Source organism: Brachybacterium sp. FME24, assembly GCF_014897705.1.
Classification (GTDB): Bacteria; Actinomycetota; Actinomycetes; order Actinomycetales; family Dermabacteraceae; genus Brachybacterium.
Map to the genome: position 1 here is coordinate 20,221 of NZ_JABUXV010000008.1, position 24,146 is coordinate 44,366.

Sequence of the window (24,146 nt, forward strand, 5' to 3'; positions counted from 1 at the left end):
ACAGAGGGGAAGGCTGACGATGGCGTCGACGATTTCGGTCGAGTTCTGCGGTGAGTGGTTCCGCGTGGCAGAGGGCGAGGAGATGACGATCGGTCGCGAGGCCGATCTCACGGTCGATGAGGACAACCATTTCCTGCACCGGCGGTTCCTGACGATCGTGCAGGTCGAGTCGATGTGGTGGCTGGTCAACATCGGCTCACGACTGTCGGCGACGATCACCGACGGATCCGGGTCCATGCAGGCGTGGCTCGCACCCGGAGCTCGCCTCCCACTCGTCTTCGACGAGACCAAGGTCGTCTTCACCGCGGGGCCCACCACCTATGATTTCTCGGTCCATGCCGACTCCCCGGAGTTCGCGCGGGTCGCGGGTCCGGACGACCCGGTAGGTGAGACCACCGTGGGGTCGGTGCAGCTCACGCCGAGTCAGAAGCTGCTGATCCTCGCGCTGTCCGAGCCGATGCTCTCCCGCGAAGGGTCCGGTATGAGCTCCGTGCCGACCTCGGCCCAGGCCTCGAAGCGACTGGGCTGGCAGATGACGAAGTTCAATCGCAAGCTGGACAACGTCTGCGACAAGCTCGACAGGCTGGGTGTGCGGGGGCTGCGCGGCGGCCCCGGCAAGCTGGCCAGCAACCGGCGTGCCCGACTTGTCGAGCATGCAGTCTTCTCACGGCTGGTCTCCCGCGACGACCTCCCGCTGTTGGACCAATCGCAGGATCTCGACGAAGACTGAGCAGACTGAGCAGGCTGAGCACATTGGGCAGGCCGGAAGGGCGATCTGCCCGGGCGCCGGCTGCAGGCATTGACGGATCGGATCACCCGCTGAGGGCGGATCCGGACGGCGGGCAAGGGTCCCGCCAGGGGGAGGAACACCGATGCGCATCAAGCTCACGCTGCGCAGGCCCGAGGACCGGCTCACGGACCTCGAGGTCACGGCCGATGCCACGGCCTCCGTGGCCGATGTCGCCAATGCGCTGTACCTCGCCGACCCGCTGCGCGATGACGTCGAGGCTCCCGAGGGACTGACGCTGCAGGTCCAGGACCCCGGTGCCGGACCGGGCGCGAACGGCGTCCGGTCCCTGGACCGCGAGATCGACCTGATCCAGGCCGGGCTGCGCTCCGGCAGCATCGTCTCGATCGCCCGTTCGTCGACCCAGTACGCCACCCGGTCAGAGTCCCGCGGCGCGGCGGTCGCTCTGATGAGGGTCCTCTCCGGCCCGGAGGCGGGTCGCGAGTACCCGCTCCCCAGCGGCTCGAGCGTCGTCGGCCGTGAAGGCGACCTCGACATCCGCATCGCCGATCCGATGCTCTCCAAACGTCACGCGCGCCTCAACGTCGGCGACTCGATCGAGATCGTCGACCTGGAATCCTCCAATGGCGTGGTCATCGGCGGCGAGCAGGTGCAGCGTGCCGTGATCGGACCCGCCGACACCGTCCTGATCGGACAGACCACGTTCTCCGTGATCGCCCTGCATCGACTGGGAGGGACCGCCCCGAGCTCTCCGGTGGTCGAGTTCAACCGATCCCCGCGGGTGGTTCCCCGGTTCCCCTACCGACCGCTGAAGTCACCGACTCCGCCGAAGGAGCCGGCTCCGCAGTTCTTCCCGATCTTCATGATGTTCGCCCCGATCCTCATGGGTGGATTCATGTTCTCGCTGACCCGCAGCCCGTTCTCGCTCATGTTCGTGTTCATGATGCCGATGATGGCCACGGCCGGGTATCTGAACCGCAAGTTCCAGGCGAAGAAACAGCTCGAACGGCAGATCAAGAACTTCGAGGACGGCCTGGCCTCCCTCAAACGGCGGGTCACCGCGGCGCAGGATCTCGAGCGCGCAGTGCGCCTGGTCGAGACCCCCTCCGCGGCGGACACGGTCGATGCGGCCTTCCGGCTCGGTCGACTGCTGTGGACCCACCGGCCGGAGCACAACGCCTTCGCCACCGTGCGTCTCGGACTGGGCGTCGCGGAGTCGCGCGTCGGAATCGAGATGCCGGGCGAGAACGACGCCATCCCCAAGTACTACGACATGCTCGATGACATGCATGAGGAGTACAAGCTGCTCGCGGGGGTGCCGATCGCCGCGGAACTACGCTACGCCGGCAACATCGGGGTCGCCGGAGGTGGGGGTGAGGCCGACGGGGTCGCCCGCGGCATCGTGACCCAGATGTTCTCCCTGCATTCGCCGGCGGAACTCGCGATCGCTGCGATCACCTCCCGGGCCAGCCGCGACATGTGGGAATGGCTGAAATGGCTTCCGCACACCTCGAGCCCGCATTCACCGCTGCCCGGCGATCACCTCGCCGATACCCCGGGCCGCGGCACGTCCCTGCTCTCGCGGATCGAGGAGCTCATCGCGCAGCGCGCCGGGGATGCCCCACCCACTCTGCGCACCCCGATGACACCGGACATCACCAGCGACCCGGAGATCCCACCGGAGCCGATCACCCCGAACCTCGTGGTGATCATCGAGGATGACGCACCCGTGGATCGTGCCCGTCTGGTCCGCATCGCCGAGCGCGGCCCGGACGTGGGCGTGCACGTGATCTGGTGCGCCTCGAACGTGGCTGCCCTCCCCGCCGCCTGCCGCACTTATGTGTCGGTGGAGGAGGCCATCGAAGGGGCGAGCGCCGGGCACGTGCGCCTGGGCGAGCGGTTCTACCCGGTCGCTGTGGAGACCGTATCGGTCGAGGTGGCTGCGGGCGTGGCCCGCCACCTCGCGCCGGTGGTCGACGCCGGGGTGCCGATCGACGATGACTCGGATCTGCCGCGGGCGATCTCCTACCTCAAGCTCGGCGGCCTGCAGATCGCCGAGGACCCGAACTACATCATCGAGCGGTGGAAGGAGAACAACTCGCTGACCCCGCGGGACGGCTCCGAACCCCAACGTCGCAAGCACGATGCGAATCTCCGCGGGCTCATCGGCCACAACGGCCAGGATGCCTTCCACCTCGACCTGCGCACCAACGGCCCGCACGCCCTCGTCGGAGGGACCACCGGTGCCGGCAAATCGGAATTCCTCCAGGCCTGGGTGATGGGCATGGCCACGGCCCACAGCCCCGACCGCGTCACGTTCCTGTTCGTGGACTACAAGGGTGGTGCGGCCTTCGCCGACGCCATCGAGCTGCCCCACGCCGTGGGCCTGGTCACCGACCTCTCCCAGCACCTGGTGCGTCGAGCCCTGACCTCGCTGCGCGCGGAGCTGCACTTCCGTGAGCACCTCCTGAACCGGAAGAAGGCCAAGGACCTGGTCTCCTTGGAGCGCACCGGCGATCCCGAGACACCGCCGAGCCTGATCATCATCGTCGACGAGTTCGCGGCACTGGCCAAGGAGATCCCGGAGTTCGTCGACGGGGTCGTGGACGTCGCCGCTCGAGGACGTTCCCTCGGACTGCACCTGATCCTCGCGACCCAGCGCCCGGCCGGCGTCATCAAGGACAACCTGCGCGCCAACACCAATCTCCGCATCGCGCTGCGGATGGCCGACGAGGCGGATTCCAAGGACATCCTCGGGGACAAGATGGCCGCCCATTTCGACCCCGGTATCCCGGGGCGTGCGGCCGCGAAGACCGGCCCGGGGCGGATCGCGACCTTCCAGACCGGATACGCGGGCGGGTGGACCACCGGCGAGCCCGAGCGTGCACGTATCGACATCGTCGAGAAGGATTTCGGCACCGGTGAGCAGTGGGACCTCCCCACGCCACCCGCCAAGGAGGTCAAGGACCCCGGCCCGAACGACATCAGCCGAGTGGTTACCACGATCATCGGGGCAGCCGAGCAGGCAGGGGTCCCCACCCCGCGCAAGCCGTGGCTGTCCGAGCTCGCCGACGCCTACGACCTCTCTCGACTTCCCACCCGACGGACCGACGAAGAACTCCTCATGGGTGTCATGGACGTCCCGGAGAATCAGGCACAGCCCACGGTCTCCTACTATCCGGACCGCGACGGCAACATGGCCATCTACGGCACCGGCGGTTCCGGCAAGTCGACCACCCTGCGCACGATCGCGATCTCCTCGGCTGCGACAGTGCGGGGCGGCCCGGTCCACATCTACGGACTGGACTTCGGCGCTTCGGGTCTGACGATGCTGGAGGACCTGCCGCATGTGGGCTCCATCGTCGCCGGTGACGACGAGGAGCGTGTCATCCGCCTGCTGCGCACCCTGCGCGAGCTGATCGATGACCGCGCGAAGGATTTCGCCAAGGTGCGGGCCGGTTCCGTGGCCGAGTACCGCGAGCTCTCGGGCAAGCCCGAGACCCCGCGCATCCTGCTGCTGGTCGACGGCATGGCCGCCTTCCGTGAGGCCTACGACTACTCGAACCTCACGAAGTGGTTCACGGCCTTCGTGCAGATCGCGACCGATGGGCGCCAGGTGGGCGTGCATGTCATCGTCACCGGTGACCGCCCCAACGCGATCCCGACCTCGCTGGGCTCGTCGATTCAGCGCCGCCTCATCCATCGCATGTCCAGCGTCGACGACTATGCCGGGTTCGGTGAACCCAAGGACGTACTGGACGGGAACTCCCCGGCGGGACGTGCGATCCTCAGCGGCCACGAGGTGCAGGTCGCCGTGCACGGCGGTGACTCGAACGTCGCGATCCAGTCACGCGAGGTCTCCAAGCTCGCCAAGGCCATGCGCCGCGCCGGAGTGCCCGAGGCCCCCGCCATCAAGCGGCTGCCCGAGCGCGTGGAACTCTCGCAGCTGCGCCCCGTGGTGGGTGACCGGCCCGTGCTGGGCCTGGCCGACGAGACGCTCGCGGAGATCACCTACGAGCCGCGCGGCGCCTTCATGGTCTCGGGCCCGATGGGGTCGGGCCGCACCACCGCGCTGCTGACCATCGCCACCGGGCTCAAGGAGATGAAGAACCCCATGCGCCTGGTGCGAGTCTCCTCGCGCCGCACGCCGCTCACGGGCCTGCCCATCTGGGACGTGGAGGCCTCGGATCCTGACAGCGTCCGAGAGCTCGCAGCACAGCTGCGACAGACCATCGAATCCGGTGCGGTGGGGGAGGGCCGTCTGGCCCTGTTCATCGATGGCGTCGCTGATTTCACCGGCACCGGGATCGAGAGCGACCTGGACAAGCTGATCCGCGCCAGTACCAGGGAGGGCCAGTTCGTGGTCGGGGAGAACGAGTCGGCCTCGTGGTCGCAGGCCTACGTGCTCGCACAGCCGTTCAAGGCCGGCCGTCGCGGTCTGCTGCTCCAGCCCAGCGACATGGACGGAGACTCGCTGCTGGGGACAGGACTGGGGAGGATCCGTCGCGCGGACTTCCCGGCCGGTCGTGGGTTCCTCGTCCACAGCGGCCGTGCCATGAAACTGCAGGTCGCGCAGATCACCGACTGACGTCACGGCCCCAGGCGAGCAGGGCGAGGCAGGTTTCGTGCTCTCTCGTGCAGCTCCCGGGCAGGGGCTGTACGGGGAGTTATCCCCATGGGGATAACTCCCCATGGTCCCGCCCGGCGCTTCGCTCTACAGTGAGGTGATCAGCACGACGGACGGGCCGGTGCACCGGATCAGGGCGCGGGCGCGAGAGACCAGGAAGGGGAACCCGAACCGTGAACGCCACGAAGGGTATGAATGTCGAAGAGGTCCGCCGGATGTCGGGCCAGCTGCGCGAGGCGGCCGAGGAGATCACTCGGATCGAGCAGGAGCTGACCTCCGGTCTCGAGGGCGTGGACTGGACCGGACCGGATGCGGATCGCTTCCGTGGCCAGTGGTCGGGGGAGATGGTCCCCGCGCTGCAGCAGATCATGAATTCCGTGAACGAACTGGGGGAGACGGCGGATCGCAATGCCGCCGAACAGGACGCGACCTCGTCGAACTGACGGCGCCCACCGCGGTTCTCGCGGTCTCCCCGCAAGCCCGAGCAGGACGACTGCTCGGGCTTGCGGCGTCCCTGATATGTTTGACGCCGTCACCCGTGGGAGGAGCGGAGCAATTTCATGGCCAAGAGCATTACCTATCCGAGCGTGGACTTTCCCGGTCCGCCGCGCATAGCTCTCGACATCCCGGACGATTGGGAGACTTTGACGGTGCCCGGCGTCCAGCTCGCCGCTGCACAGCCACGAGTCGATGGACAGTTCCGGGCGAACGTCGTCGTCACGGTGCAGCGTTTCGGCCCGGACTTCACCCTCGAGGCGGCCAAGGCCGGCCTCGAGCAGCGCAAGGCGGCGCTGCCTGAGCTCGAGGAACTCGGCACGGGGCAGATCGACGTGGAGGGGACCACGTGGATCGCCAGCGAGTACGGATATACCCAGCCGGGACGACCTACCGTGGTGCAGGCTGCCCGGTACACCATCATCGACCGCGGAGGGGTCGCCACGGACGTGCTCGAGATCGTCGGCAGCTGCGGCGCCGAGACGGCCGAGGAAGAGATCGAGATGGTCCGCACCATCCAGGACTCGGTGAGTCTCGATCTGAGCTGAACGGCCCTCTGCACGCCGCGCACCACCATTCCTCTGAAGGCCCCGGACCCGCACTGCAGGTCCGGGGCCTTCGGCGCGGGTGGGGGCCCGACACGGGGAGTTCTCCCCATCGACGGTGCGCAGACCCGAACCTAGGGTTGGGTCATCACCTGGAGGGCAGGGGTCGAGGATGCGGTCGGTGGCCGTGGAGATCGGGGCCGATGGGTGGGGACCAGTGGCAATGACGAGATGGAGGACATCATGAAGAAGGGTATGACGCCGGAGTCTGTTGAGCAGATGGGCACCCAGATCACCACTGCGGGCGAGCAGACGCAGCAGATCTTCACTCAGGTTCAGAGTCGTGTGACGGACTTCGATTGGACGGGTGAGGACCGTGATCGTTTCGTCAGCGAGTTCGAGGGTGAGCTTGGTCAGTTGGTGCAGCAGATCGTGCAGCAGGCCGGCGATTTTGCTGATCGTGCGAGTCGTAATGCTGCCGGTCAGCGCGATGCTTCTGCCTGATTCTCGGCGGAGTATTTTTCTGTAGCTTCAGTTTCTGATTTTTCTCGAAGGGGTATGTGATGGCTTTCAAGGGTATGAGTCCGGACGAGGGACGCGAGGTTGCGGGTGCGATCAATGACGCCGGTCAGCAGATTCTCGATGCGATTGATTCGGCGACGAGCACTGTGAATTCGGTGGAGTGGGTTGGTCCGGATTATGACGCGTATCAGGAGGATTGGAACACGTTTATCTCTGGTCCGGTGAACAGCCTGATTGAGGGTTTCCAGAAGCGTGCGGATCAGTTGAACACGCATGCTGATCAGCAGGATGAGACCTCGAACCAGCGGTGATTCGGTGGTGAGGTGGGGTGAGGGCCCCGTTCCCCGGGTGGGGGACGGGGCCCTTGTCATGTCCGGGCGTGACTGCCGCGCCACGACCCGCTGCCGGCACGGCCAGGAAGACTGGGAAGGTCGGGGAGGCGGAAGGCTTGGCCGGCGCGTCCGTCATGCACCCGCGCGGCGCGGAGCCGGCCGCACAGGGAGTGCGGAGCCTCCCGGCCCCATGCCGGGCGCCGGCGGCGCACGTCTCCCGGTCCTGGGTTGTCCACAACCCGAAGGAAGGCCGAATGTCATGTTGACCGGGATGGATGCCGATATCGTCGGCTGGGGAGGACGATGGGGAGTAGTCCCCATGGTCAACCCGGAGCGGCCGGTCTAGGGTTGGGTCATCACCTGGAGGGCAGGGGTCGAGGATGCGGTCGGTGGCCGTGGAGATCGGGGCCGATGGGTGGGGACCAGTGGCAATGACGAGATGGAGGACATCATGAAGAAGGGTATGACGCCGGAGTCTGTTGAGCAGATGGGCACCCAGATCACCACTGCGGGCGAGCAGACGCAGCAGATCTTCACTCAGGTTCAGAGTCGTGTGACGGACTTCGATTGGACGGGTGAGGACCGTGATCGTTTCGTCAGCGAGTTCGAGGGTGAGCTTGGTCAGTTGGTGCAGCAGATCGTGCAGCAGGCCGGCGATTTTGCTGATCGTGCGAGTCGTAATGCTGCCGGTCAGCGCGATGCTTCTGCCTGATTCTCGGCGGAGTATTTTTCTGTAGCTTCAGTTTCTGATTTTTCTCGAAGGGGTATGTGATGGCTTTCAAGGGTATGAGTCCGGACGAGGGTCGCGAGGTTGCGGGTGCGATCAATGACGCCGGTCAGCAGATTCTCGATGCGATTGATTCGGCGACGAGCACTGTGAATTCGGTGGAGTGGGTTGGTCCGGATTATGACGCGTATCAGGAGGATTGGAACACGTTTATCTCTGGTCCGGTGAACAGCCTGATTGAGGGTTTCCAGAAGCGTGCGGATCAGTTGAACACGCATGCTGATCAGCAGGATGAGACCTCGAACCAGCGGTGATTCGGTGGTGAGGTGGGGTGAGGGCCCCGTTCCCCGGGTGGGGGACGGGGCCCTTGTCATGTCCGGGCGTGACTGCCGCGCCACGACCCGCGATCAGCGGAAATTGATGAACTGCAGGGCGACGTCGAGGTCCTTGCCCTTCAGGAGGGCGATGGTGCTCTGCAGATCGTCACGGCTCTTCGAGGAGACGCGCAGCTCGTCCCCCTGGATCTGAGCCTTCATGCCCTTGGGGCCCTCCTCGCGGATGAGCTTCGAGATCTTCTTGGCGTCCTCGGTGCTGATGCCCTCCTTGAGGTCGGCTGCCAGGCGCATCTCCTTGCCGGACTGCTTGGGTTCACCGACGTCCAGGGCCTTCAGCGAGATCCCGCGACGGATCAGCTTGGACTGCAGCACGTCGAGCACTGCGAGCACGCGCTCCTCCGCGTTGGCGGTCATCACGATCTGGTCGCCGCTGAGGTTGATCGAGGCGCCGGTGCCTCGGAAGTCGTAGCGCTGGCCCACCTCCTTGACGGCCTGGTTGACGGCGTTGTCGATCTCCTGTCGATCGAGCTTGCTGACGATGTCGAATGATGAATCTGCCACGGTGCGTCCTTCCTTCCTGCGGTCGCCCTCGAGGGCGACCCTGTGCGTGTCCTCCGGCCAGAAGGGGTCCGGCCTCTCTGCTTTCGAGCATGCCTCTGTGCGGCGACAGGCCTGCTCAGCGGGCCTGTGACCTTCTTCATGCACCACAGACGGCCTCTGGGTTCGCGCCGTCGGCAGTGCGCCGGTATGCTGTTTCGAGTCCGCTTCCGGCGGCCACCCGATCGTGATCGGATGGGCAACGGAGGTGAACTTCCGGCAGGTTACCCGAGTGGCCAAAGGGAGCTGACTGTAAATCAGCTGGCATCGCCTTCGTGGGTTCGAATCCCTCACCTGCCACCGCGGAGGATCCTTGTGATCCGAAGCACCGGGCCTGCCCGCGAATTGCCTCGCAGCAAGGAGACGGGTAAGGTTTACCGGGTTGCCCTGATAGCTCAGACGGCAGAGCATCTCCATGGTAAGGAGAAGGTCAAGGGTTCGATTCCCTTTCAGGGCTCTGATGGGTGCGGCGGCCCGGTCTCGTGCGAGATCGGGCCGCTTCATCGGTCACGCCGGGGTAGCTCAGACGGTTAGAGCGCACGACTCATAATCGTGAGGTCGCGGGTTCGATCCCCGCCCTCGGTACCACGCCGGTTCCCACCGGAGTGCACGATCCACATCCCCCGAGTACGGGGACCCACGAGGCGCGCCGTTGTGCGTGTCACCCGGACGAAAGAGGCGAACCGTGGCGAGCAAGAGCTCTGACGTGCGTCCCAAGATCACCATGGCTTGTGTTGATTGCAAGGCGCGCAACTACATCACCAAGAAGAACCGCCGTAACACCCCTGATCGGCTGGAGCTCTCGAAGTTCTGCCCGACCTGCGGCAAGCAGACGGCGCACCGCGAGACCCGCTGACCGGGACGAGCGCACTTCACCAAAGGCCACACGGGATGTCCCGGGTGGCCTTTTGTGCGTCCGGCCACCGTCCGGTCCGGTGAGCTGCATGACAGGCATCGGCGCTCCGCGCAGGCCGCCACGGACTCGTGGCCGACGATGAGATCATCGGTGTGACAGCACCCATCGGTCCCAGTGGCCGTGCCCTCCCGGGAGATGACATGACGACCACCCCAGATCCAGCCTTCGCCGGCCGCACCTACCCGGCCGGCCCCGTGCACACCGTCTCGGCCGCGAAGATCGGCGAGTTCGCCCGCGCCACCGGTTCCCGCTCGGCGCTCCATACCGACGTCGATGCCGCGCGCGCAGCCGGTCACGCCGACGTGATCGCTCCGCCCACCTTCCTGGTCTCCCTGGCCCAGGCCACCGAGGCCCAGTACATCGAGGATCCGACCGCCGGCATCGACTTCACCCGCGTCGTCCACGGTGAAGAGTCCTTCACCCTGCATCGTCCCGTCGTCGCCGGTGACCACTTGGTCCCCACGCTGACCGTGGAATCGATCCGCGCCGCCGGAGGCCACGCCATGGTCGCCACGCGAGTCGACCTGGCCGATGAGGCCGGGGAGGACGTCGCGAGCGTGCGCAGCATGATCGTCGTGCGCGGCGACTGAACCTGCTCGCTCCACCCGGCCACCCGGCCCGCTCCACCGGCGCGTGGGCCCCTCTCGTCGATCCGTCCAGCATCTGTCCATCACGCCGCCCGCCCGGCACCAGGAACCCAGGAGCAGACATGACTGCCACTCCCGCCACCCCCTCCACTCCGGCCGCCTCCGCGAGCTCCTCGACGCCCGCGCCGTCGTCCGCCGCACCGCTCGTCCTCGCCGACCTGAGCATCGGCCAGGAGCTCGCACGCACGCAGCATGAGATCACCCGAGACACCCTGGTGCGCTACGCCGGGGCCTCCGGGGACTTCAACCCCATCCACTACAACGACACCGTCGCCACCGAGGCCGGGCTCCCGGGCGTGATCGCGCACGGCATGCTCACCATGGGCTCGGCGATCACGGGCCTGCTCGACGCCCTCGGGGACCCGACCCTCGTGCGCGCCTACTCGGTGCGATTCACGAACCCGGTCCCGGTCCCCGCGACCGGTTCGGTCACCCTCGAGGTCGTCGCTGTCGTCGGCGCCCTCGACGAGTCCGCCGGTACCGCCCGGGTGGACATCGCCGCGCAGGTCGACGGCACCAAGGTGCTCGGCCGGGCACGCGCCACCATCGCCCCCTCGGCCGCGGCGCCGTCGACCGTCGGCCAGGGCGCCGCGGCATGAGGCTCTCCGATCTGACCACGCTCCGAATCGGGGGAACCATCTCGAACCTGGTCGAGGCCCGCAGCGCGGACGAGGTCATCGAGGCCGTCCGCAGCGCGGACGAGGCCGGCCAGCAGTTGCTCGTGCTCGGAGGCGGCTCGAATCTGGTCGCCTCCGATGAGCCCTTCGACGGCACCGTGGTGCTGCTGCGTGACCCGGAGGACCCGCCGCTGCTGGATGCCACCTGCGAGGTCGGCGCCTCCGGCGAGCCCGATGGCATCCCCGTGGACCCTGCGGACCTCACCCCGCTGGATCCGACCTGCGGCGGAGCGATCGTCGAGTACTTCGCAGGCGTCAGCTGGGACCGCGCCGTGCGGTACGCGATCGCCCGCGAGATGGTCGGGATCGAGGCGCTCTCGGGCATCCCCGGGACCGTCGGCGCCACCCCGATCCAGAACGTCGGCGCCTACGGACAGGAGATCGCTGCGACGATCTCCCGCGTGCGCACCTGGGACCGGGAGGCGAATGCCGTACGCACGTTCTTCGCCGCCGACTGCGACTTCTCCTACCGCGACAGCCTCTTCAAGCGCACCCGCTACGGCGGGCCCGTCCCGTCGGCCACGGGCCGGTATGTGGTGCTGTCCGTGACCTTCCAGCACACGATCGGCAGCAGGTCCGCACCGATCCGCTACGCGCAGCTGGCCGACGCCCTCGGCGTCGAGGTGGGGGAGCGCGCCCCGATGCGCGAGGTCCGCGAGGCCGTCCTCGCCATCCGCGGATCCAAGGGCATGGTCCTGGATCCGGAGGACCATGACACCTGGAGTGCCGGTTCCTTCTTCACCAACCCGATCCTCGAGTCCGAGCGCGCCGCGCAGCTGCCCGAGGCGGCCCCGCGCTATGACGTCGGTGGGGGCCTCGTGAAGACCAGTGCTGCGTGGCTGATCAGCCACGCAGGGATCGAGCGCGGCCACGCCGTGGGGGAGCGGGCCGCCATCTCGACCAAGCATTCCCTCGCACTGACCAACCGCGGCGGGGCCACCAGCGACGACCTCCTCGCCCTCGCGCACGACGTGCAGGACCGGGTCGAGGAGGCCTTCGGGATCCGACTGGTCCCGGAACCCGTACGCCTGGGCATCGACCTGTGAACGCCGCCTAAGATGTGAGGACGGCGCCCGCCGCCGTCCCGCCCGTCACCGCAGGAGGCCCCGTGAACGTTCTTGACCAGTCCATCGCCGATCTCGACCCGGACATCGCCCAGGTGCTGGATCGCGAGCTCGCTCGTCAGCAGCGCACGCTCGAGATGATCGCCAGCGAGAACTTCGTGCCGCGCGCGGTGCTCCAGGCCCAGGGCTCGGTGCTGACCAACAAGTACGCCGAGGGATACCCGGGACGTCGCTACTACGGCGGTTGCGAGGAGGTCGACGTCGCGGAGCAGATCGCGATCGACCGGGCGAAGGCACTGTTCGGGGCGGAGCACGCCAACGTGCAGCCGCACTCGGGTGCCTCCGCGAATGCCGCCGTGATGCACGCTCTCGCCCGTCCCGGCGACAAGCTCATGGGTCTGTCGCTCGCGCATGGCGGTCATCTCACCCACGGCATGAAGATCAACTTCTCCGGCCGCCTCTACGACATCGTCGCCTACGAGACCGAGCCCGAGACCGGACTCATCGACATGGACAAGGTGCGGGAGCTGGCCGTGGCCGAGCAGCCCAAGGTCATCGTCGCCGGCTGGTCCGCCTACACCCGCCAGCTCGATTTCGCGACGTTCCGCGAGATCGCGGACGAGGTCGGCGCTGTGCTGTGGGTCGACATGGCGCACTTCGCGGGCCTCGTCGCGGCGGGTCTGCACCCCAGCCCCGTCCCCTACGCGGACGTCGTCTCCACCACGATCCACAAGACCATCGGCGGACCCCGCTCCGGCATGATCCTGTGCACGCAGAAGTGGGCCAAGAAGATCGACTCGGCGGTGTTCCCCGGTCAGCAGGGCGGTCCGCTCATGCACGTCATCGCCGCGAAGGCGGTGGCCCTGAAGATCGCCGCCACCGAGGACTTCAAGGATCGTCAGGTCCGCACCCTCGAGGGCGCGAAGATCCTCGCCGACCGGCTCCAGGCCGAGGACGCCGTGGCAGCCGGCGTCAAGGTGATCTCCGGCGGCACCGACGTGCACCTCGTGCTGGTGGACCTGGTCGACAGCGAGCTCGACGGCCAGCAGGCCGAGGACCGCCTCCACGAGGCCGGCATCACCGTGAACCGCAACGCCGTCCCGAACGACCCCCGCCCCCCGCGCGTCACCTCCGGCCTGCGGATCGGCACCCCGGCCCTGGCCACTCGCGGTTTCGGCGTCGCGGAGTTCATCGAGGTCGCCGACGTCATCGCCCTGGCGCTGACCGGTGGGGAGGACCTCGAGTCCCTCCGCCGGCGCACCGCGGCCCTCGCCGACGCGAAGCCGCTGTACGCCGACCTCCAGCAGTACTGATCCATCTGGTGGGGCCCGGCACCTCGACGCCGGGCCCCACCGCTGTTCCCACGACCCCTCACCCCCACGAAGGAGCGCCATGACGGCCCAGATCCTCGACGGCAAGGCCACGGCCACAGTGATCAAGGAGGAGCTCACCGGTCGCGTGACGCGGCTCCTGGAGGCCGGGCACGAGCGACCCGGGCTGGCCACCGTGCTGGTGGGGGAGGACCCGGGCAGCGCCGCCTACGTGCGGGGCAAGCACCGCGACAGCGAGCAGATCGGCCTGCACTCGATCCAGAAGCATCTGCCTGCCGACGCCTCCCAGGCCGACGTCGAAGCCCTCGTCGACGAGCTCAATGCCGACCCGGCCTGCACCGGCTACATCGTGCAGCTCCCGCTGCCGAAGCAGATCGACACCGACGCGATCCTCGAGCGGATCGACCCGGACAAGGATGCCGACGGCCTCCACCCCATGAACCTGGGCCGACTGGTCCTGAACGCCTACACCCCGATCCACACCCCACTGCCCTGCACCCCGCGTGCGGTCATCGAGCTCGTCGAGCGCCACGGACTGGACTTCCGCGGCAAGGACGTCGTGGTCGTCGGCCGAGGCATCACCGTGGGCCGCTCCATCGGGGCGCTGCTGACCCGCCGCGAGTACAACGCGACGGTGACGCTGTGCCACACCGGTACGGCGGACCTCCCGGCCCAGCTGCGGCGCGCGGACGTGATCGTGGCCGCCGCAGGCTCCGCCCACCTGGTGCGCCCCGAGGACGTCAAGCCCGGCGCGGTCGTGCTCGACGTCGGCGTCTCGCGTCGCGAGGACCCCGAGGGCGGCAAGGCGAAGCTGGTCGGCGACGTCGACCCGGCCGTTGCCGAGGTGGCCGACTGGATCAGCCCGAACCCCGGCGGCGTCGGTCCCATGACCCGTGCGCTGCTGATGAAGAACGTCGTCGAGGCGGCCGAGCGCGCCGCCGGGATCGAGGAGGACGCATGAGCCTGACCATCGCCACCGTCAACGTCAACGGCCTGCGGGCCGCAGCCCGCAAGGGGATGCCGGAGTGGATCGCCGAGACCCCCGCCGACGTCATCACGCTGCAGGAGGTGCGCGCGCCCGATGAACTCGTCGCCGATCTGGTGGGTGAGGGCTGGTCCGTGGCCTCGGTGGCCTCGCAGCTCAAGGGCCGCGCGGGCGTCGCCATCGCCGTGCGCTCCGCCCGCGAGGACGTCGACCTCGAAGGGGTGCGTCGCGGGCTCCCGGGCCTGGCCGAGGATGCGCACACCGGCCGCTGGCTCGAGGTGGACCTCGCCGATCCCTTCGGCGACGGGCGCACGCTCACCGTCATCTCCTGCTACATGCACTCGGGCAACACCGAGAAGCCGCAGACCATGATCGACAAGTACGCTTTCCTCGATGTCATGATGGAGCGTCTCGAGGAGCTCCGGGCCGATGGGCGCCACGTCGTGCTCACCGGCGATATCAACATCGCCCACACCGAGTGGGACATCAAGAACTGGAAGGGCAACAAGAAGTCCGCCGGATTCCTGCCCGAGGAGCGCGCCTACCTGGACCGCCTCACCACGGAGCGGGGCTTCGTGGATGTGCACCGCACCGTGCACGGTGACGGACCTGGGCCGTACACCTGGTGGTCACAGCGCGGGAAGGCCTTCGACAACGACTCGGGCTGGAGGATCGACTACCAGCTCGCCACCGAGGATCTCGCCGCGCGTGCTGCCACGGCCCAGGTGGACAGTGCCCCCAGCTACGACACTCGCTGGTCCGATCACGCACCCCTGGTGATCTCCTACACCTGACCTCGCGAGCCGAGTTCACTGGTGAGCGTGGGCCCTCTCCGACGTCATGGAGAGGTCCCGCGCTTCGTGGTGTCGCGGATGCCGATGCTGTGGGGACGGGTCTCGTCGAGGCCGCGCCGGGACTGTTCCCTCGGCTCGCCGGGCGGTCTACTCTGAACGCGACCGGCTCGTTCCGGACCGGGACCCGTACTCCGATGGAGGAGACGCCCATGGACGTCCGTACCCGCACGCTCGCCCTGCCCGACGCCAACATCGTCCACCACGTCCGAGGCCCTCTCCCCGCTGGGGAGGGCTCCCCGGTGCTGCTGATGATCGGCCAGCCCATGACCTCGGAGGGCTTCACGGAGCTCGCCGCGCACTTCCCGGATCGCACGGTGGTCACCTACGACCCCCGCGGGCTGGGCGAGAGCACCCGGGCAGACGGACGCAACGACAACCGCCCGCAGACCCAAGCCGAGGATCTGCATGCCCTGATCGGCGAGCTCGGCGGGGCCGTCGAGATCTTCGGCAGCAGTGGGGGCGCGGTCGCCGGCCTCGCCCTGGTCACCGCCCATCCCGAAGACGTCGTCACACTGGTCGCCCACGAGCCGCCTCTCATCCGGCTGCTGCCGGATGCCGAGGGCGCGGCGCGCGCGGATGCGGCAGTCACCGAGGCCTACCAGCAGCGAGGTTGGGGCGCCGGCATGGCCGCCTTCATCAACATGGTCTCCTGGCAGGGGGAGTTCACCGAGGAGTTCGCGAACCGCCCTCTGCCGGATCCTGCCCAGTTCGGCATGCCCACCGCCGACGACGGATCTCGGGACGACCCGCTGCTGTCCGATGCCAGCGTCGAGGTCGCCGGGTACGTGCCCGATGTCGAGGCGCTGCGCGAAGCTTCGACGCGCGTGGTGATCGCGGTCGGCGAGGAATCGGGGGAGAACCTCACCGGACGCACTGCGCGAGCCACCGCCGAACTGCTGGGACAGCAGGCCGCGACCTTCCCCAGCGACCATGGCGGGTTCCACACCTTCGACCCGATGAACCCCGGGCAGCCCGAAGCGTTCGCGGCCCGCCTGCGCGAGGTCCTCGCCGACGGGAGCTGACACAGAGTGAGCGTGGGACCTCTCCGAGTGCTCCGGAGGAGTCCCACGCTCACCAAGGGGGTGGCGCGACGGCCGCTGGGCCGGGCGCCTGACAGGGTCGGGCTCAGACGCGACCGCGGATCACGGCCTGCTTCACCTCGGCGATCGCCTTGGTCACCTGGATGCCGCGGGGGCAGGCCTCGGTGCAGTTGAAGGTGGTGCGGCAGCGCCACACGCCCTCCTTGGAGTTCAGGATCTCCAGACGCTGCTCACCGGCGTCATCGCGCGAGTCGAAGATGAAGCGGTGCGCATTGACGATGGCTGCCGGGCCGAAGTACTGGCCGTCGGTCCAGAACACGGGGCAGGAGGAGGTGCACGCCGCGCACAGGATGCACTTGGTGGTGTCGTCGAAGCGCTCGCGCTCCTCGGCGGACTGCAGGCGCTCCTTGCTGGGTTCCTGGCCCTTGGCCACCAGGAACGGCATGACCTCCTTGTAGGAGTCGAAGAACGGCTCCATGTCGACGATCAGATCCTTCTCCACCGGCAGGCCCTTGATGGGCTCGACGGTGATCGGCTTGTTGATGTCGAGGTCCTTCAGCAGTGTCTTGCAGGCCAGGCGATTGCGGCCGTTGATCCGCATCGCGTCCGAGCCGCACACACCGTGCGCGCAGGAGCGACGGAAGGTCAGCGAACCGTCCTGGTGCCACTTGACCTCGTGCATCGCGTCCAGCACACGGTCGGTGCCGTGCATGGTGACGGTGAAGTCCTCCCAGTGGGTTCCCTGGTCGTCCTCCGGGTTGAAGCGCGCGATGCGCAGCGTGACGTCGAAGAAGGGAATCTCCTCGGCGCCCGCCTTCGGGGACTCGGCCTGGGACTTCTCAGCGACGGCAGTCATCAGAACGTGCGCTCCTTCGGCTCGTAGCGGGTGATCACGACGGGCTTGGTCCCGAGTCGGATCGAGGTGCCCTCTTCGCCTTCCTCACCCTCCAGGGTGCGGTAGGCCATCGTGTGCTTCAGGTAGTTGACGTCGTCACGCTTCTCGTGATCCTCACGGAAGTGGCCGCCGCGGGACTCCTTGCGGTTCAGCGCACCGAGGGCCACGATCTCTGCCAGATCGAGCAGGAAGCCGAGCTCGACGGCCTCCATCAGATCCAGGTTGTAGCGCTTGCCCTTGTCCTGGATGGCGACGGTCTCGTAGCGCTTCTTGAGCTCCACGATCTTCGCAAGAGCGATGCGGCAGGTCTCGTCGGTGCGGAACACCTGGACGTTGGCGTCCATGACCTCCTGCAGCTCGAGGCGGATATCCGCGATGCGATCCTCGGTCGCGGGACGATCGCGCAGCCGCTCGAGCAGCTCGACGGTCGGGGTCTCGAGGCCCGCGGGCAGCTCGGCGAGCTCCACGGTCTCGGCGTGCTCCGCGGCGGCGATGCCGGCGCGGCGGCCGAACACGTTGATGTCCAGCAGCGAGTTGGTGCCCAGACGGTTGCCGCCGTGCACGGACACGCAGGCGGTCTCACCGGCGGCGTACAGGCCGGGGATCACGTCGGTCGCATTGCGCAGCACCTCACCGCGGATGTTGGTGGGGATGCCGCCCATGCCGTAGTGCGCGGTCGGGAAGACGGGCACCGGCTCCGTGTACGGCTCCACCCCGAGGTAGGTGCGGGCGAATTCGGTGATGTCCGGGAGCTTGGCATCGATGTGCGCCGGCTCGAGGTGGGTGAGGTCGAGGTAGACGTAGTCCTTCTTCGGGCCGCAGCCCCGGCCTTCGCGCACCTCGTTGGCCATGGCGCGGGCGACCACATCGCGCGGGGCGAGGTCCTTCAACGTCGGGGCATAGCGCTCCATGAAGCGCTCCATGTTGCTGTTGCGCAGGATCGCGCCCTCACCGCGGGCGGCCTCCGACAGGAGGATGCCCAGGCCTGCGAGGCCGGTGGGGTGGAACTGGAAGAACTCCATGTCCTCCAGCGGGATGCCGCGGCGGAAGGCCATGGCCGGTCCATCACCGGTGAGGGTATGGGCGTTGGAGGTGGTCTTGAAGATCTTGCCGAAGCCGCCGGAGGCGAACACCACGGACTTCGCCCGGAAGATGTGGATCTCTCCGGTGGCCAGCTCGTAGGTGACCACACCGGAGGCGCGGACGCCCTCGTCGCTGCGGGGGTCGCCGGTCATGAGGATGTCGAGCACGTAGTACTCGTTGAAGAACTCCACCTGCTGCTTCACGCAGTTCTGGTAGAGGGTCTGGAGGATCATGTGGCCGGTGCGGTCCGCGGCGTAGCAGGCACGGCGCACGGGCGCTTCGCCGTGCTCACGGGTGTGCCCGCCGAAGCGGCGCTGGTCGATACGACCCTCGGGCGTGCGGTTGAAGGGCAGGCCCATCTTCTCCAGGTCGAGCACCGCGTCGATGGCCTCCTTGGCCATGACCTCGGCGGCGTCCTGGTCCACCAGGTAGTCGCCGCCCTTGACGGTGTCGTACGTGTGCCACTCCCAGTTGTCCTCCTCGACGTTGGCGAGGGCGGCGCACATGCCGCCCTGAGCCGCGCCGGTGTGGGAGCGCGTGGGATACAGCTTGGTGACGACTGCGGTGCGGGAATTCTTGGAGGATTCCAGGGCCGCGCGCATGCCGGCGCCGCCGGCACCGACGATGACCACGTCGTAGTTATGGGTCTGCATGTCTGGTGACTGCTCCGTTTCGGGGTCGACCGGGAAATACGTTGTCGGGAGCCGGACGGGCCGGCTCCCGGGGTGGGGCGTCAGCCTTCGCAGAACGAGGGCAGCAGGCTCGGCTCGGCGCCGACGGGGCACGGGTCGAAGGTGAAGATCACCAGGGTGCCCAGGACGATCGTGACGACGACCGCGAAGTACAGCAGGCCCTTGAGGGTCAACCGCAGCGTCGAGCTGCGCGCGTAGTCATTGATGATCGTGCGCACGCCGTTGCCGCCGTGGATGAGGCCCAGCCACAGCATGAGCAGGTCCCAGACCTGCCAGAACGGGGAGGCCCACTTGCCGCCGACGAAGGCGAAGTCGATGCCCTTGACGCCTTCGCCGAGCCAGAGGTTCACGAAGAGGTGACCGAAGACGAGGATCACGAGCAGGACGCCGGAGACGCGCATGAAGAGCCAGGACAGCATCTCGGAGTTGAGGCCTCGCTGACCGGTGCGACGGTAGCGGGTCGTGGGGTCGGGGATCGAGGGTGCGGACTGTGCGCTCATGATCAGGCTCCGAACATGTGCATGAGTTGGCGGGGGACGAAGCCGACCATCAGGACGACCCAGAGGATGACGACTCCCCAGAACATGCTGCGGTGGTGCTTGGTGCCTTGGGACCAGAAGTCCACGAGGATGATCCGCAGACCGTTCAGGGCGTGGAACATGATCGCGCCGACCAGACCGATCTCGCCGAGGCCGAACACGATGGTCTTGTAGTGCCCGATCACCTCGTTGTACGCCTCCGGGGACACGCGCACCAGTGCGGTGTCCAGGACGTGCACGAGCAGGAACAGGAAGATGAGCATTCCTGAGATGCGATGTGCGACCCAGGACCACATGCCCTCGCGACCGCGATAGAGCGTCCCGGATTGGGCTGATGCCACGGAGATCCTCCAGAAGCGACGGGATGACGCCGGGTAGCGGGATGCATCGCCGCTGAGGTGGGGCGCGCGGGTTCCAGGCTGGACCCGGACGACCTTCGCGGCGCTCGGGACGCCCTGTGGACGACCGTTTCACGACACGGCGACATCATCATCGCCCCCGACTGGGGCAGAGCCAGCCTAGCACCATGACGTGCAGGTTCTGCGCATCTTGCCGTGCCCGCTGGCGCGCCTGGGACGCCCCGCGCGGCACGCTTCAGGGCACGGATACGCTGGCCATATGCCCCAGGCTCCCTTCGTCCCCGTGATCCCTGCCGGCGGTGCCGGCACGCGACTGTGGCCGCTCTCACGCCGTAGCAGACCGAAGTTCCTGCTGGACCTCACCGGCAGCGGCGCCTCGCTGCTGCAGCAGACCGTGGACCGGCTCGCGCCGTTCGCGGATCGCCCGCCGATCGTGGTCACCGGGGTCGACCACGCGGTCGCGGTCAGGGATCAGATGAGAACCCTCCCCGCTGTCACGGCGCTGTCCGCTCTCTCCGGTCCGTCTGCGCAGCCCGGAGCACCGAGCGAGCCCGTACGGATCCTCGCCGAGCCGACGCCGCGCAATTCCATGCCGGCGATCGCTCTGGCCGCAGCTCTCGTCGAACGCGATGATCCCGACGCCGTGATCGGCTCCTTCGCGGCCGACCATCTGATCGGCGACCACGCGGCCTTCGCGGCGACCGTGACAGCTGCGCGGCGCGCCGCCGAGCTCGGCTACCTGGTCACCCTCGGCATCGAGCCCACCTATCCCGCGACGGGCTTCGGGTACATCCAGGAGGGCGGGGGAGTCGACGTGGACCCGCGTGCCCTGGCAGCGCTGCGCGCCACCGGCGCCCGCCCGGTGTCCCGCTTCGTGGAGAAGCCCGACCGCGAGAGGGCAGAGCAGTTCCTGGCCCAGGGGTCCTTCTTCTGGAACGCCGGCATGTTCGTCGTGCGGGCCCAGGTGCTGCTCGACGAGCTCGCCGCGCAGATCCCAGCTCTGGCGGCAGGGGCGCGGGAGATCGCCGCCGCGCACGGGACCGCGGACTACGACCGCGTCCTCGCGGCGACCTGGCCCCGGCTGACCAGCATCGCGATCGACCACGCCCTGGCCGAGCCGCTCGCCGCCGACGGCAAGGTGGCCGTCGTCCCGGCGTCGTTCGACTGGGACGACGTGGGTGACTTCGAGGCGCTCGCGCGCCAGCTGCGAGATGGTGGGCCCGGGTCCTCGGCTCCTGCCGCGCCGGGCGGTTCCGAGGGGTCCGATCCCTCGGATGTTCGGGTGCTGGGATCCTCGGCGGTCGATGCCATCGGCTCCACGGCGACGGTGTACGGTTCCACCGATCGCCACATCGCCCTGGTCGGGCTGCGCGGCATCAGCATCGTCGATACCGAGGATGTGCTTCTGGTGCTCGCCGACGAACAGGCCCAGGCCCTGACCGGGCTCGTCGCCCGACTCGACGAGCAGGGACGCGGCCGCCTTCTCTGACGTCGGCCCGCTCGCGCCCGAGGCCACCGCGCGTGACGGTCATGCTGTCGGCCCGAGGGGCACGGCGGCTTCACGGCGAACAGGGGAGTGCACAGGTGGAGCAGGCACAGCAGGTGCTGCTGGGGACGCCGCAGCAACGGTCGATGCTGGGGCCCGACGGCCTCATCGCGCGCACCCTCGCGGACCAGGCGCAGGACATGCGCGAGGTGCGCCGGCATCTCCACCGGCATCCCGAGCTCTCCCAGCAGGAGCATGCCACCACCGACTTCGTCGTCGAGCGCCTGAAGGCTCTCGGCCTGAGGCCGCGGCGCATGGCCAGCACCGGCGCGATCTGCGACATCCCCGGCAGTGATCCGACGCTCGCACCGATCGCGCTGCGCGCCGACATGGATGCCCTGGGCATCCCGGAGCTGTCGACGGTGTCCTTCCGCTCGAGGGTCGAGGGGATCTCCCACGCCTGCGGTCACGACGTGCACATGAGTGCCGTGCTCGGCGCCGCGACAGCGCTGGTCCGCGTGGCCGACGCCGGCGCCCTGCAGCGCGGCGTCCGCCTGGTGTTCCAGCCCTCGGAGGAGATGCACCCCTGCGGCGCCCTGGACCTGATCGGACAGGGCGTGCTGGACGGGGTGGATTCGATCCTCGCGCTGCACTGCGACCCCGGCGTCGACGTCGGCCATATCGGGCTCAAGTCCGGCCCGATCACCTCGGCCACCGACCCGGTCAAGATCCAGGTGCGCGGCGCCGGCGGCCACACCTCCCGCCCTCACCTCACCCAGGACCTCGTCTACGCGCTCGGTTCCATCGCGACCCAGCTGCCCGCAGCGCTGACCCGACGCATGGACCCCCGCTCCGGCGTGAACCTCACCTGGGGCAGCATCCATGCTGGTTCGGCCTTCAACGCGATTCCCAGCAGCGGCACCCTCGAGGGCACACTGCGCTGCCTGGACCACGAGGCCTGGGATCGGGCCGAGGAACTGCTCGAATCCGTGCTCGCAGACCTGGTACGCCCCTGGGGCGTCGAGGCACGCGTGACCCACGATCGCGGCGTTCCTCCGGTCTCCAACGCCCCGACCAGCGTGAACGTGCTCGCCGCGGCCGTGACCAGCGTGCTGGGCCACGAGAACCTCGATCCCACGGCGCAGTCCCTGGGCGGCGAGGACTTCGCCTGGTACCTCGAGAAGGTCCCCGGCGCTCTGGCCCGACTGGGCACCCGCACCCCCGGCGGGCGCACCTACGACCTCCACATGGGGGACCTCATGATCGACGAACGGGCCATCGGCATCGGCGCCTCGGTGCTCGCCAGCGCCTGCGTGCAGCGCGACCTCGTCGCCTCCTGACCTCCAATACGCGGTGGAGACATCCGCGTCGATTGCATAACGGTTCATTCCCAGCGTCGAAGGGCGCCACCGGAGTTGCCCGCGCGGGGCTAAGGTCCGAGTCGGAGCGCGACAACGCTGTTGCCCCCGACACCTCGAGGCCCGATCGGCCCTGCATCTCCACCGGAGGAACCCCCATGAAGAGCTTCACCCGCGCGCTCGCCCTGACGGGGGCCGGCGTCCTCACCCTCGCAGCCTGCGGAAATGCCCCCGAGACCGCTGGCGGCGGCGGGAACGGCAGCGACGGCGGCGGCGCCTCCAGCGACTACAAGGCCTGCATGGTCTCCGACGCCGGTGGCTGGGACGACAAGTCCTTCAACGAGTCCAGCTACAACGGTCTGCTGGCCGCCGAGGAGAACCTCGGCATCGAGAAGCAGACCGCCGAGTCCACGAGCGTCTCCGACTTCGCCCCGAACATCAACAACATGGTCACCGAGGGCTGCGACCTCGTCATCACCGTCGGCTTCCTGCTGGCCCCGGCCACCGGCGCCGCCGCCCAGGCCAACGAGGACACCGACTTCGCGATCGTCGACTCCACCGCTCAGGACGCCGACGGCAATCCGATCGAGCTGGGCAACGTCAAGCCCCTCGAGTTCAACACCTCCGAGGCCGCATTCCTGGCCGGCTACCTCGCCGCGGGCATGTCCGAGACCGGCAAGGTCGCCACCTACGGCGGCGTGAACATCCCGACCGTCACCATCTTCATGGACGGCTACGTCGACGGCGTGGCGCACTACAACGAGACCAAGGGCGACGATGTCCAGGTCCTCGGCTGGAACAAGGACACCCAGGAGGGCTCCATCGTGGGCACCTTCGAGGACCAGTCCAAGGGCAAGGCCGTCTCCGACGAGTTCTACAACGCCGGTGCGGACATCATCATGCCGGTCGCCGGCCCCGTGGGCGCCGGCACCCTCGCCTCCGCCAAGGAGGGCGAGGACCGCACCGTGATCTGGGTCGACGCCGACGGCTACGAGACCAACGCGAGCGACGAGGACGCCCAGTCGGTCATCCTCACCTCCGTCATGAAGGAGATGTCCACCGCGGTCGAGGACGTCATCGCCGGTGCCGCCGGCGACGAGTTCGATGCCGAGCCCTACGTCGGCACCCTCGAGAACGGCGGCGTGGGCCTGGCCCCGTTCCACGACTTCGAGGATGAGGTCCCCGAGGAGCTCACGACCGAGCTCGAGACCCTCAAGCAGGACATCATCGACGGCAGGGTCACCGTCGAGTCCGAGGCGTCCCCCGAGGGATCCTGATCCGCTGACTCCAGG

24 protein-coding genes and 3 tRNA genes are annotated in these 24,146 nt (G+C 68.1%); 22 read left to right on the forward strand and 5 right to left on the reverse strand.

Annotation, left to right across the window (positions count from 1 at the left end; translation table 11 throughout):
- Positions 1–19: 19 nt before the first annotated feature.
- From INT51_RS10325 to INT51_RS10360, 8 genes are all read left to right on the forward strand, one after another.
- On the forward strand, positions 20–730 hold the full coding sequence (locus INT51_RS10325; RefSeq protein ID WP_193105231.1) for a hypothetical protein: 711 nt from the start codon (positions 20–22) through the stop codon (positions 728–730).
- 142 nt (positions 731–872) lie between these two features.
- The gene (locus INT51_RS10330; protein WP_193105232.1) at positions 873–5,336 is read left to right on the forward strand and encodes an FtsK/SpoIIIE domain-containing protein; all 4,464 of its coding nucleotides are present in this window, start codon (positions 873–875) and stop codon (positions 5,334–5,336) included.
- A 212-nt stretch (positions 5,337–5,548) separates the two neighbouring features.
- Positions 5,549–5,818: a WXG100 family type VII secretion target gene (locus tag INT51_RS10335; RefSeq protein ID WP_304502147.1), complete on the forward strand. Its 270-nt coding sequence runs from the start codon at positions 5,549–5,551 to the stop codon at positions 5,816–5,818.
- Positions 5,819–5,935: 117 nt separating this feature from the next.
- Entirely contained in the window at positions 5,936–6,418 is a 483-nt protein-coding gene (locus INT51_RS10340) for a hypothetical protein (protein WP_193105233.1), read from the forward strand.
- Positions 6,419–6,658: 240 nt separating this feature from the next.
- Positions 6,659–6,919 carry a hypothetical protein gene (locus INT51_RS10345; RefSeq protein WP_193105234.1) on the forward strand — a complete coding sequence of 87 codons (261 nt, stop codon included), beginning with the start codon at positions 6,659–6,661 and terminating at the stop codon, positions 6,917–6,919.
- A 59-nt stretch (positions 6,920–6,978) separates the two neighbouring features.
- Positions 6,979–7,248 carry a hypothetical protein gene (locus tag INT51_RS10350; protein WP_226832223.1) on the forward strand — a complete coding sequence of 90 codons (270 nt, stop codon included), beginning with the start codon at positions 6,979–6,981 and terminating at the stop codon, positions 7,246–7,248.
- A gap of 472 nt (positions 7,249–7,720) precedes the next feature.
- The gene (locus tag INT51_RS10355) at positions 7,721–7,981 is read left to right on the forward strand and encodes a hypothetical protein (protein ID WP_193105234.1); all 261 of its coding nucleotides are present in this window, start codon (positions 7,721–7,723) and stop codon (positions 7,979–7,981) included.
- 59 nt (positions 7,982–8,040) lie between these two features.
- Complete coding sequence (locus INT51_RS10360; protein WP_226832223.1) at positions 8,041–8,310, forward strand: hypothetical protein; 270 nt, start codon at positions 8,041–8,043, stop codon at positions 8,308–8,310.
- Between the two features lie 93 nt (positions 8,311–8,403).
- Here the strand turns inward: INT51_RS10360 and INT51_RS10365 are convergent, their stop codons facing one another.
- Positions 8,404–8,892: a YajQ family cyclic di-GMP-binding protein gene (locus INT51_RS10365; RefSeq protein WP_193105235.1), complete on the reverse strand. Its 489-nt coding sequence runs from the start codon at positions 8,890–8,892 to the stop codon at positions 8,404–8,406.
- Positions 8,893–9,146: 254 nt separating this feature from the next.
- Between INT51_RS10365 and INT51_RS10370 the strand changes: the two genes are divergently transcribed.
- The 11 genes from INT51_RS10370 (at position 9,147) to INT51_RS10420 (ending at position 16,424) form a co-directional block, all read left to right on the forward strand.
- A tRNA-Tyr gene (locus INT51_RS10370) sits at positions 9,147–9,228 on the forward strand.
- 84 nt (positions 9,229–9,312) lie between these two features.
- Positions 9,313–9,385 (forward strand) — tRNA-Thr (locus INT51_RS10375).
- A gap of 54 nt (positions 9,386–9,439) precedes the next feature.
- Positions 9,440–9,516 (forward strand) — tRNA-Met (locus INT51_RS10380).
- 97 nt (positions 9,517–9,613) lie between these two features.
- Positions 9,614–9,784 carry a 50S ribosomal protein L33 gene (gene rpmG, locus INT51_RS10385; protein WP_029360274.1) on the forward strand — a complete coding sequence of 57 codons (171 nt, stop codon included), beginning with the start codon at positions 9,614–9,616 and terminating at the stop codon, positions 9,782–9,784.
- Between the two features lie 200 nt (positions 9,785–9,984).
- Complete coding sequence (locus INT51_RS10390) at positions 9,985–10,434, forward strand: MaoC family dehydratase N-terminal domain-containing protein (protein ID WP_193105236.1); 450 nt, start codon at positions 9,985–9,987, stop codon at positions 10,432–10,434.
- Positions 10,435–10,553: 119 nt separating this feature from the next.
- Entirely contained in the window at positions 10,554–11,090 is a 537-nt protein-coding gene (locus tag INT51_RS10395) for a MaoC/PaaZ C-terminal domain-containing protein (RefSeq protein WP_193105237.1), read from the forward strand.
- Entirely contained in the window at positions 11,087–12,214 is a 1,128-nt protein-coding gene (locus INT51_RS10400) for a UDP-N-acetylmuramate dehydrogenase (RefSeq protein WP_193105238.1), read from the forward strand. Before INT51_RS10395 ends, INT51_RS10400 begins: the two co-directional genes overlap by 4 nt.
- Before the next feature lie 62 nt (positions 12,215–12,276).
- Positions 12,277–13,545 carry a serine hydroxymethyltransferase gene (glyA, locus tag INT51_RS10405; protein WP_304502150.1) on the forward strand — a complete coding sequence of 423 codons (1,269 nt, stop codon included), beginning with the start codon at positions 12,277–12,279 and terminating at the stop codon, positions 13,543–13,545.
- A gap of 79 nt (positions 13,546–13,624) precedes the next feature.
- Complete coding sequence (locus tag INT51_RS10410; RefSeq protein ID WP_193105239.1) at positions 13,625–14,524, forward strand: bifunctional methylenetetrahydrofolate dehydrogenase/methenyltetrahydrofolate cyclohydrolase; 900 nt, start codon at positions 13,625–13,627, stop codon at positions 14,522–14,524.
- A complete protein-coding gene (locus INT51_RS10415; protein ID WP_193105240.1) occupies positions 14,521–15,342 on the forward strand; it encodes an exodeoxyribonuclease III in 822 nt (273 codons plus the stop codon). Before INT51_RS10410 ends, INT51_RS10415 begins: the two co-directional genes overlap by 4 nt.
- 209 nt (positions 15,343–15,551) lie before the next feature.
- Complete coding sequence (locus tag INT51_RS10420; protein ID WP_193105241.1) at positions 15,552–16,424, forward strand: alpha/beta fold hydrolase; 873 nt, start codon at positions 15,552–15,554, stop codon at positions 16,422–16,424.
- 103 nt (positions 16,425–16,527) lie between these two features.
- Here the strand turns inward: INT51_RS10420 and INT51_RS10425 are convergent, their stop codons facing one another.
- The 4 genes from INT51_RS10425 to sdhC all read right to left on the reverse strand — a co-directional run bounded on the left by INT51_RS10425 (position 16,528) and on the right by sdhC (position 19,992).
- Positions 16,528–17,298, reverse strand: a complete 771-nt coding sequence (locus INT51_RS10425; RefSeq protein ID WP_193105242.1) for a succinate dehydrogenase iron-sulfur subunit — start codon at positions 17,296–17,298, stop codon at positions 16,528–16,530.
- On the reverse strand, positions 17,298–19,073 hold the full coding sequence (gene sdhA, locus INT51_RS10430) for a succinate dehydrogenase flavoprotein subunit (protein ID WP_193105243.1): 1,776 nt from the start codon (positions 19,071–19,073) through the stop codon (positions 17,298–17,300). Before sdhA ends, INT51_RS10425 begins: the two co-directional genes overlap by 1 nt.
- A gap of 80 nt (positions 19,074–19,153) precedes the next feature.
- Positions 19,154–19,612: a succinate dehydrogenase, hydrophobic membrane anchor protein gene (gene sdhD, locus INT51_RS10435; RefSeq protein WP_193105244.1), complete on the reverse strand. Its 459-nt coding sequence runs from the start codon at positions 19,610–19,612 to the stop codon at positions 19,154–19,156.
- Positions 19,613–19,614: 2 nt separating this feature from the next.
- Positions 19,615–19,992 (reverse strand): succinate dehydrogenase, cytochrome b556 subunit, encoded by a 378-nt coding sequence (sdhC, locus tag INT51_RS10440; protein WP_193105245.1) that lies wholly within the window; start codon positions 19,990–19,992, stop codon positions 19,615–19,617.
- Positions 19,993–20,269: 277 nt separating this feature from the next.
- Here sdhC and INT51_RS10445 point away from each other — a divergent pair, with 277 nt between their 5' ends.
- The 3 genes from INT51_RS10445 to INT51_RS10455 all read left to right on the forward strand — a co-directional run bounded on the left by INT51_RS10445 (position 20,270) and on the right by INT51_RS10455 (position 24,131).
- A complete protein-coding gene (locus INT51_RS10445) occupies positions 20,270–21,499 on the forward strand; it encodes a mannose-1-phosphate guanylyltransferase (RefSeq protein WP_193105246.1) in 1,230 nt (409 codons plus the stop codon).
- A gap of 95 nt (positions 21,500–21,594) precedes the next feature.
- Positions 21,595–22,836 carry a M20 family metallopeptidase gene (locus INT51_RS10450; RefSeq protein ID WP_193105247.1) on the forward strand — a complete coding sequence of 414 codons (1,242 nt, stop codon included), beginning with the start codon at positions 21,595–21,597 and terminating at the stop codon, positions 22,834–22,836.
- A 176-nt stretch (positions 22,837–23,012) separates the two neighbouring features.
- Positions 23,013–24,131, forward strand: a complete 1,119-nt coding sequence (locus INT51_RS10455) for a BMP family protein (protein ID WP_193105248.1) — start codon at positions 23,013–23,015, stop codon at positions 24,129–24,131.
- The last annotated feature ends 15 nt before the right edge of the window (positions 24,132–24,146 follow it).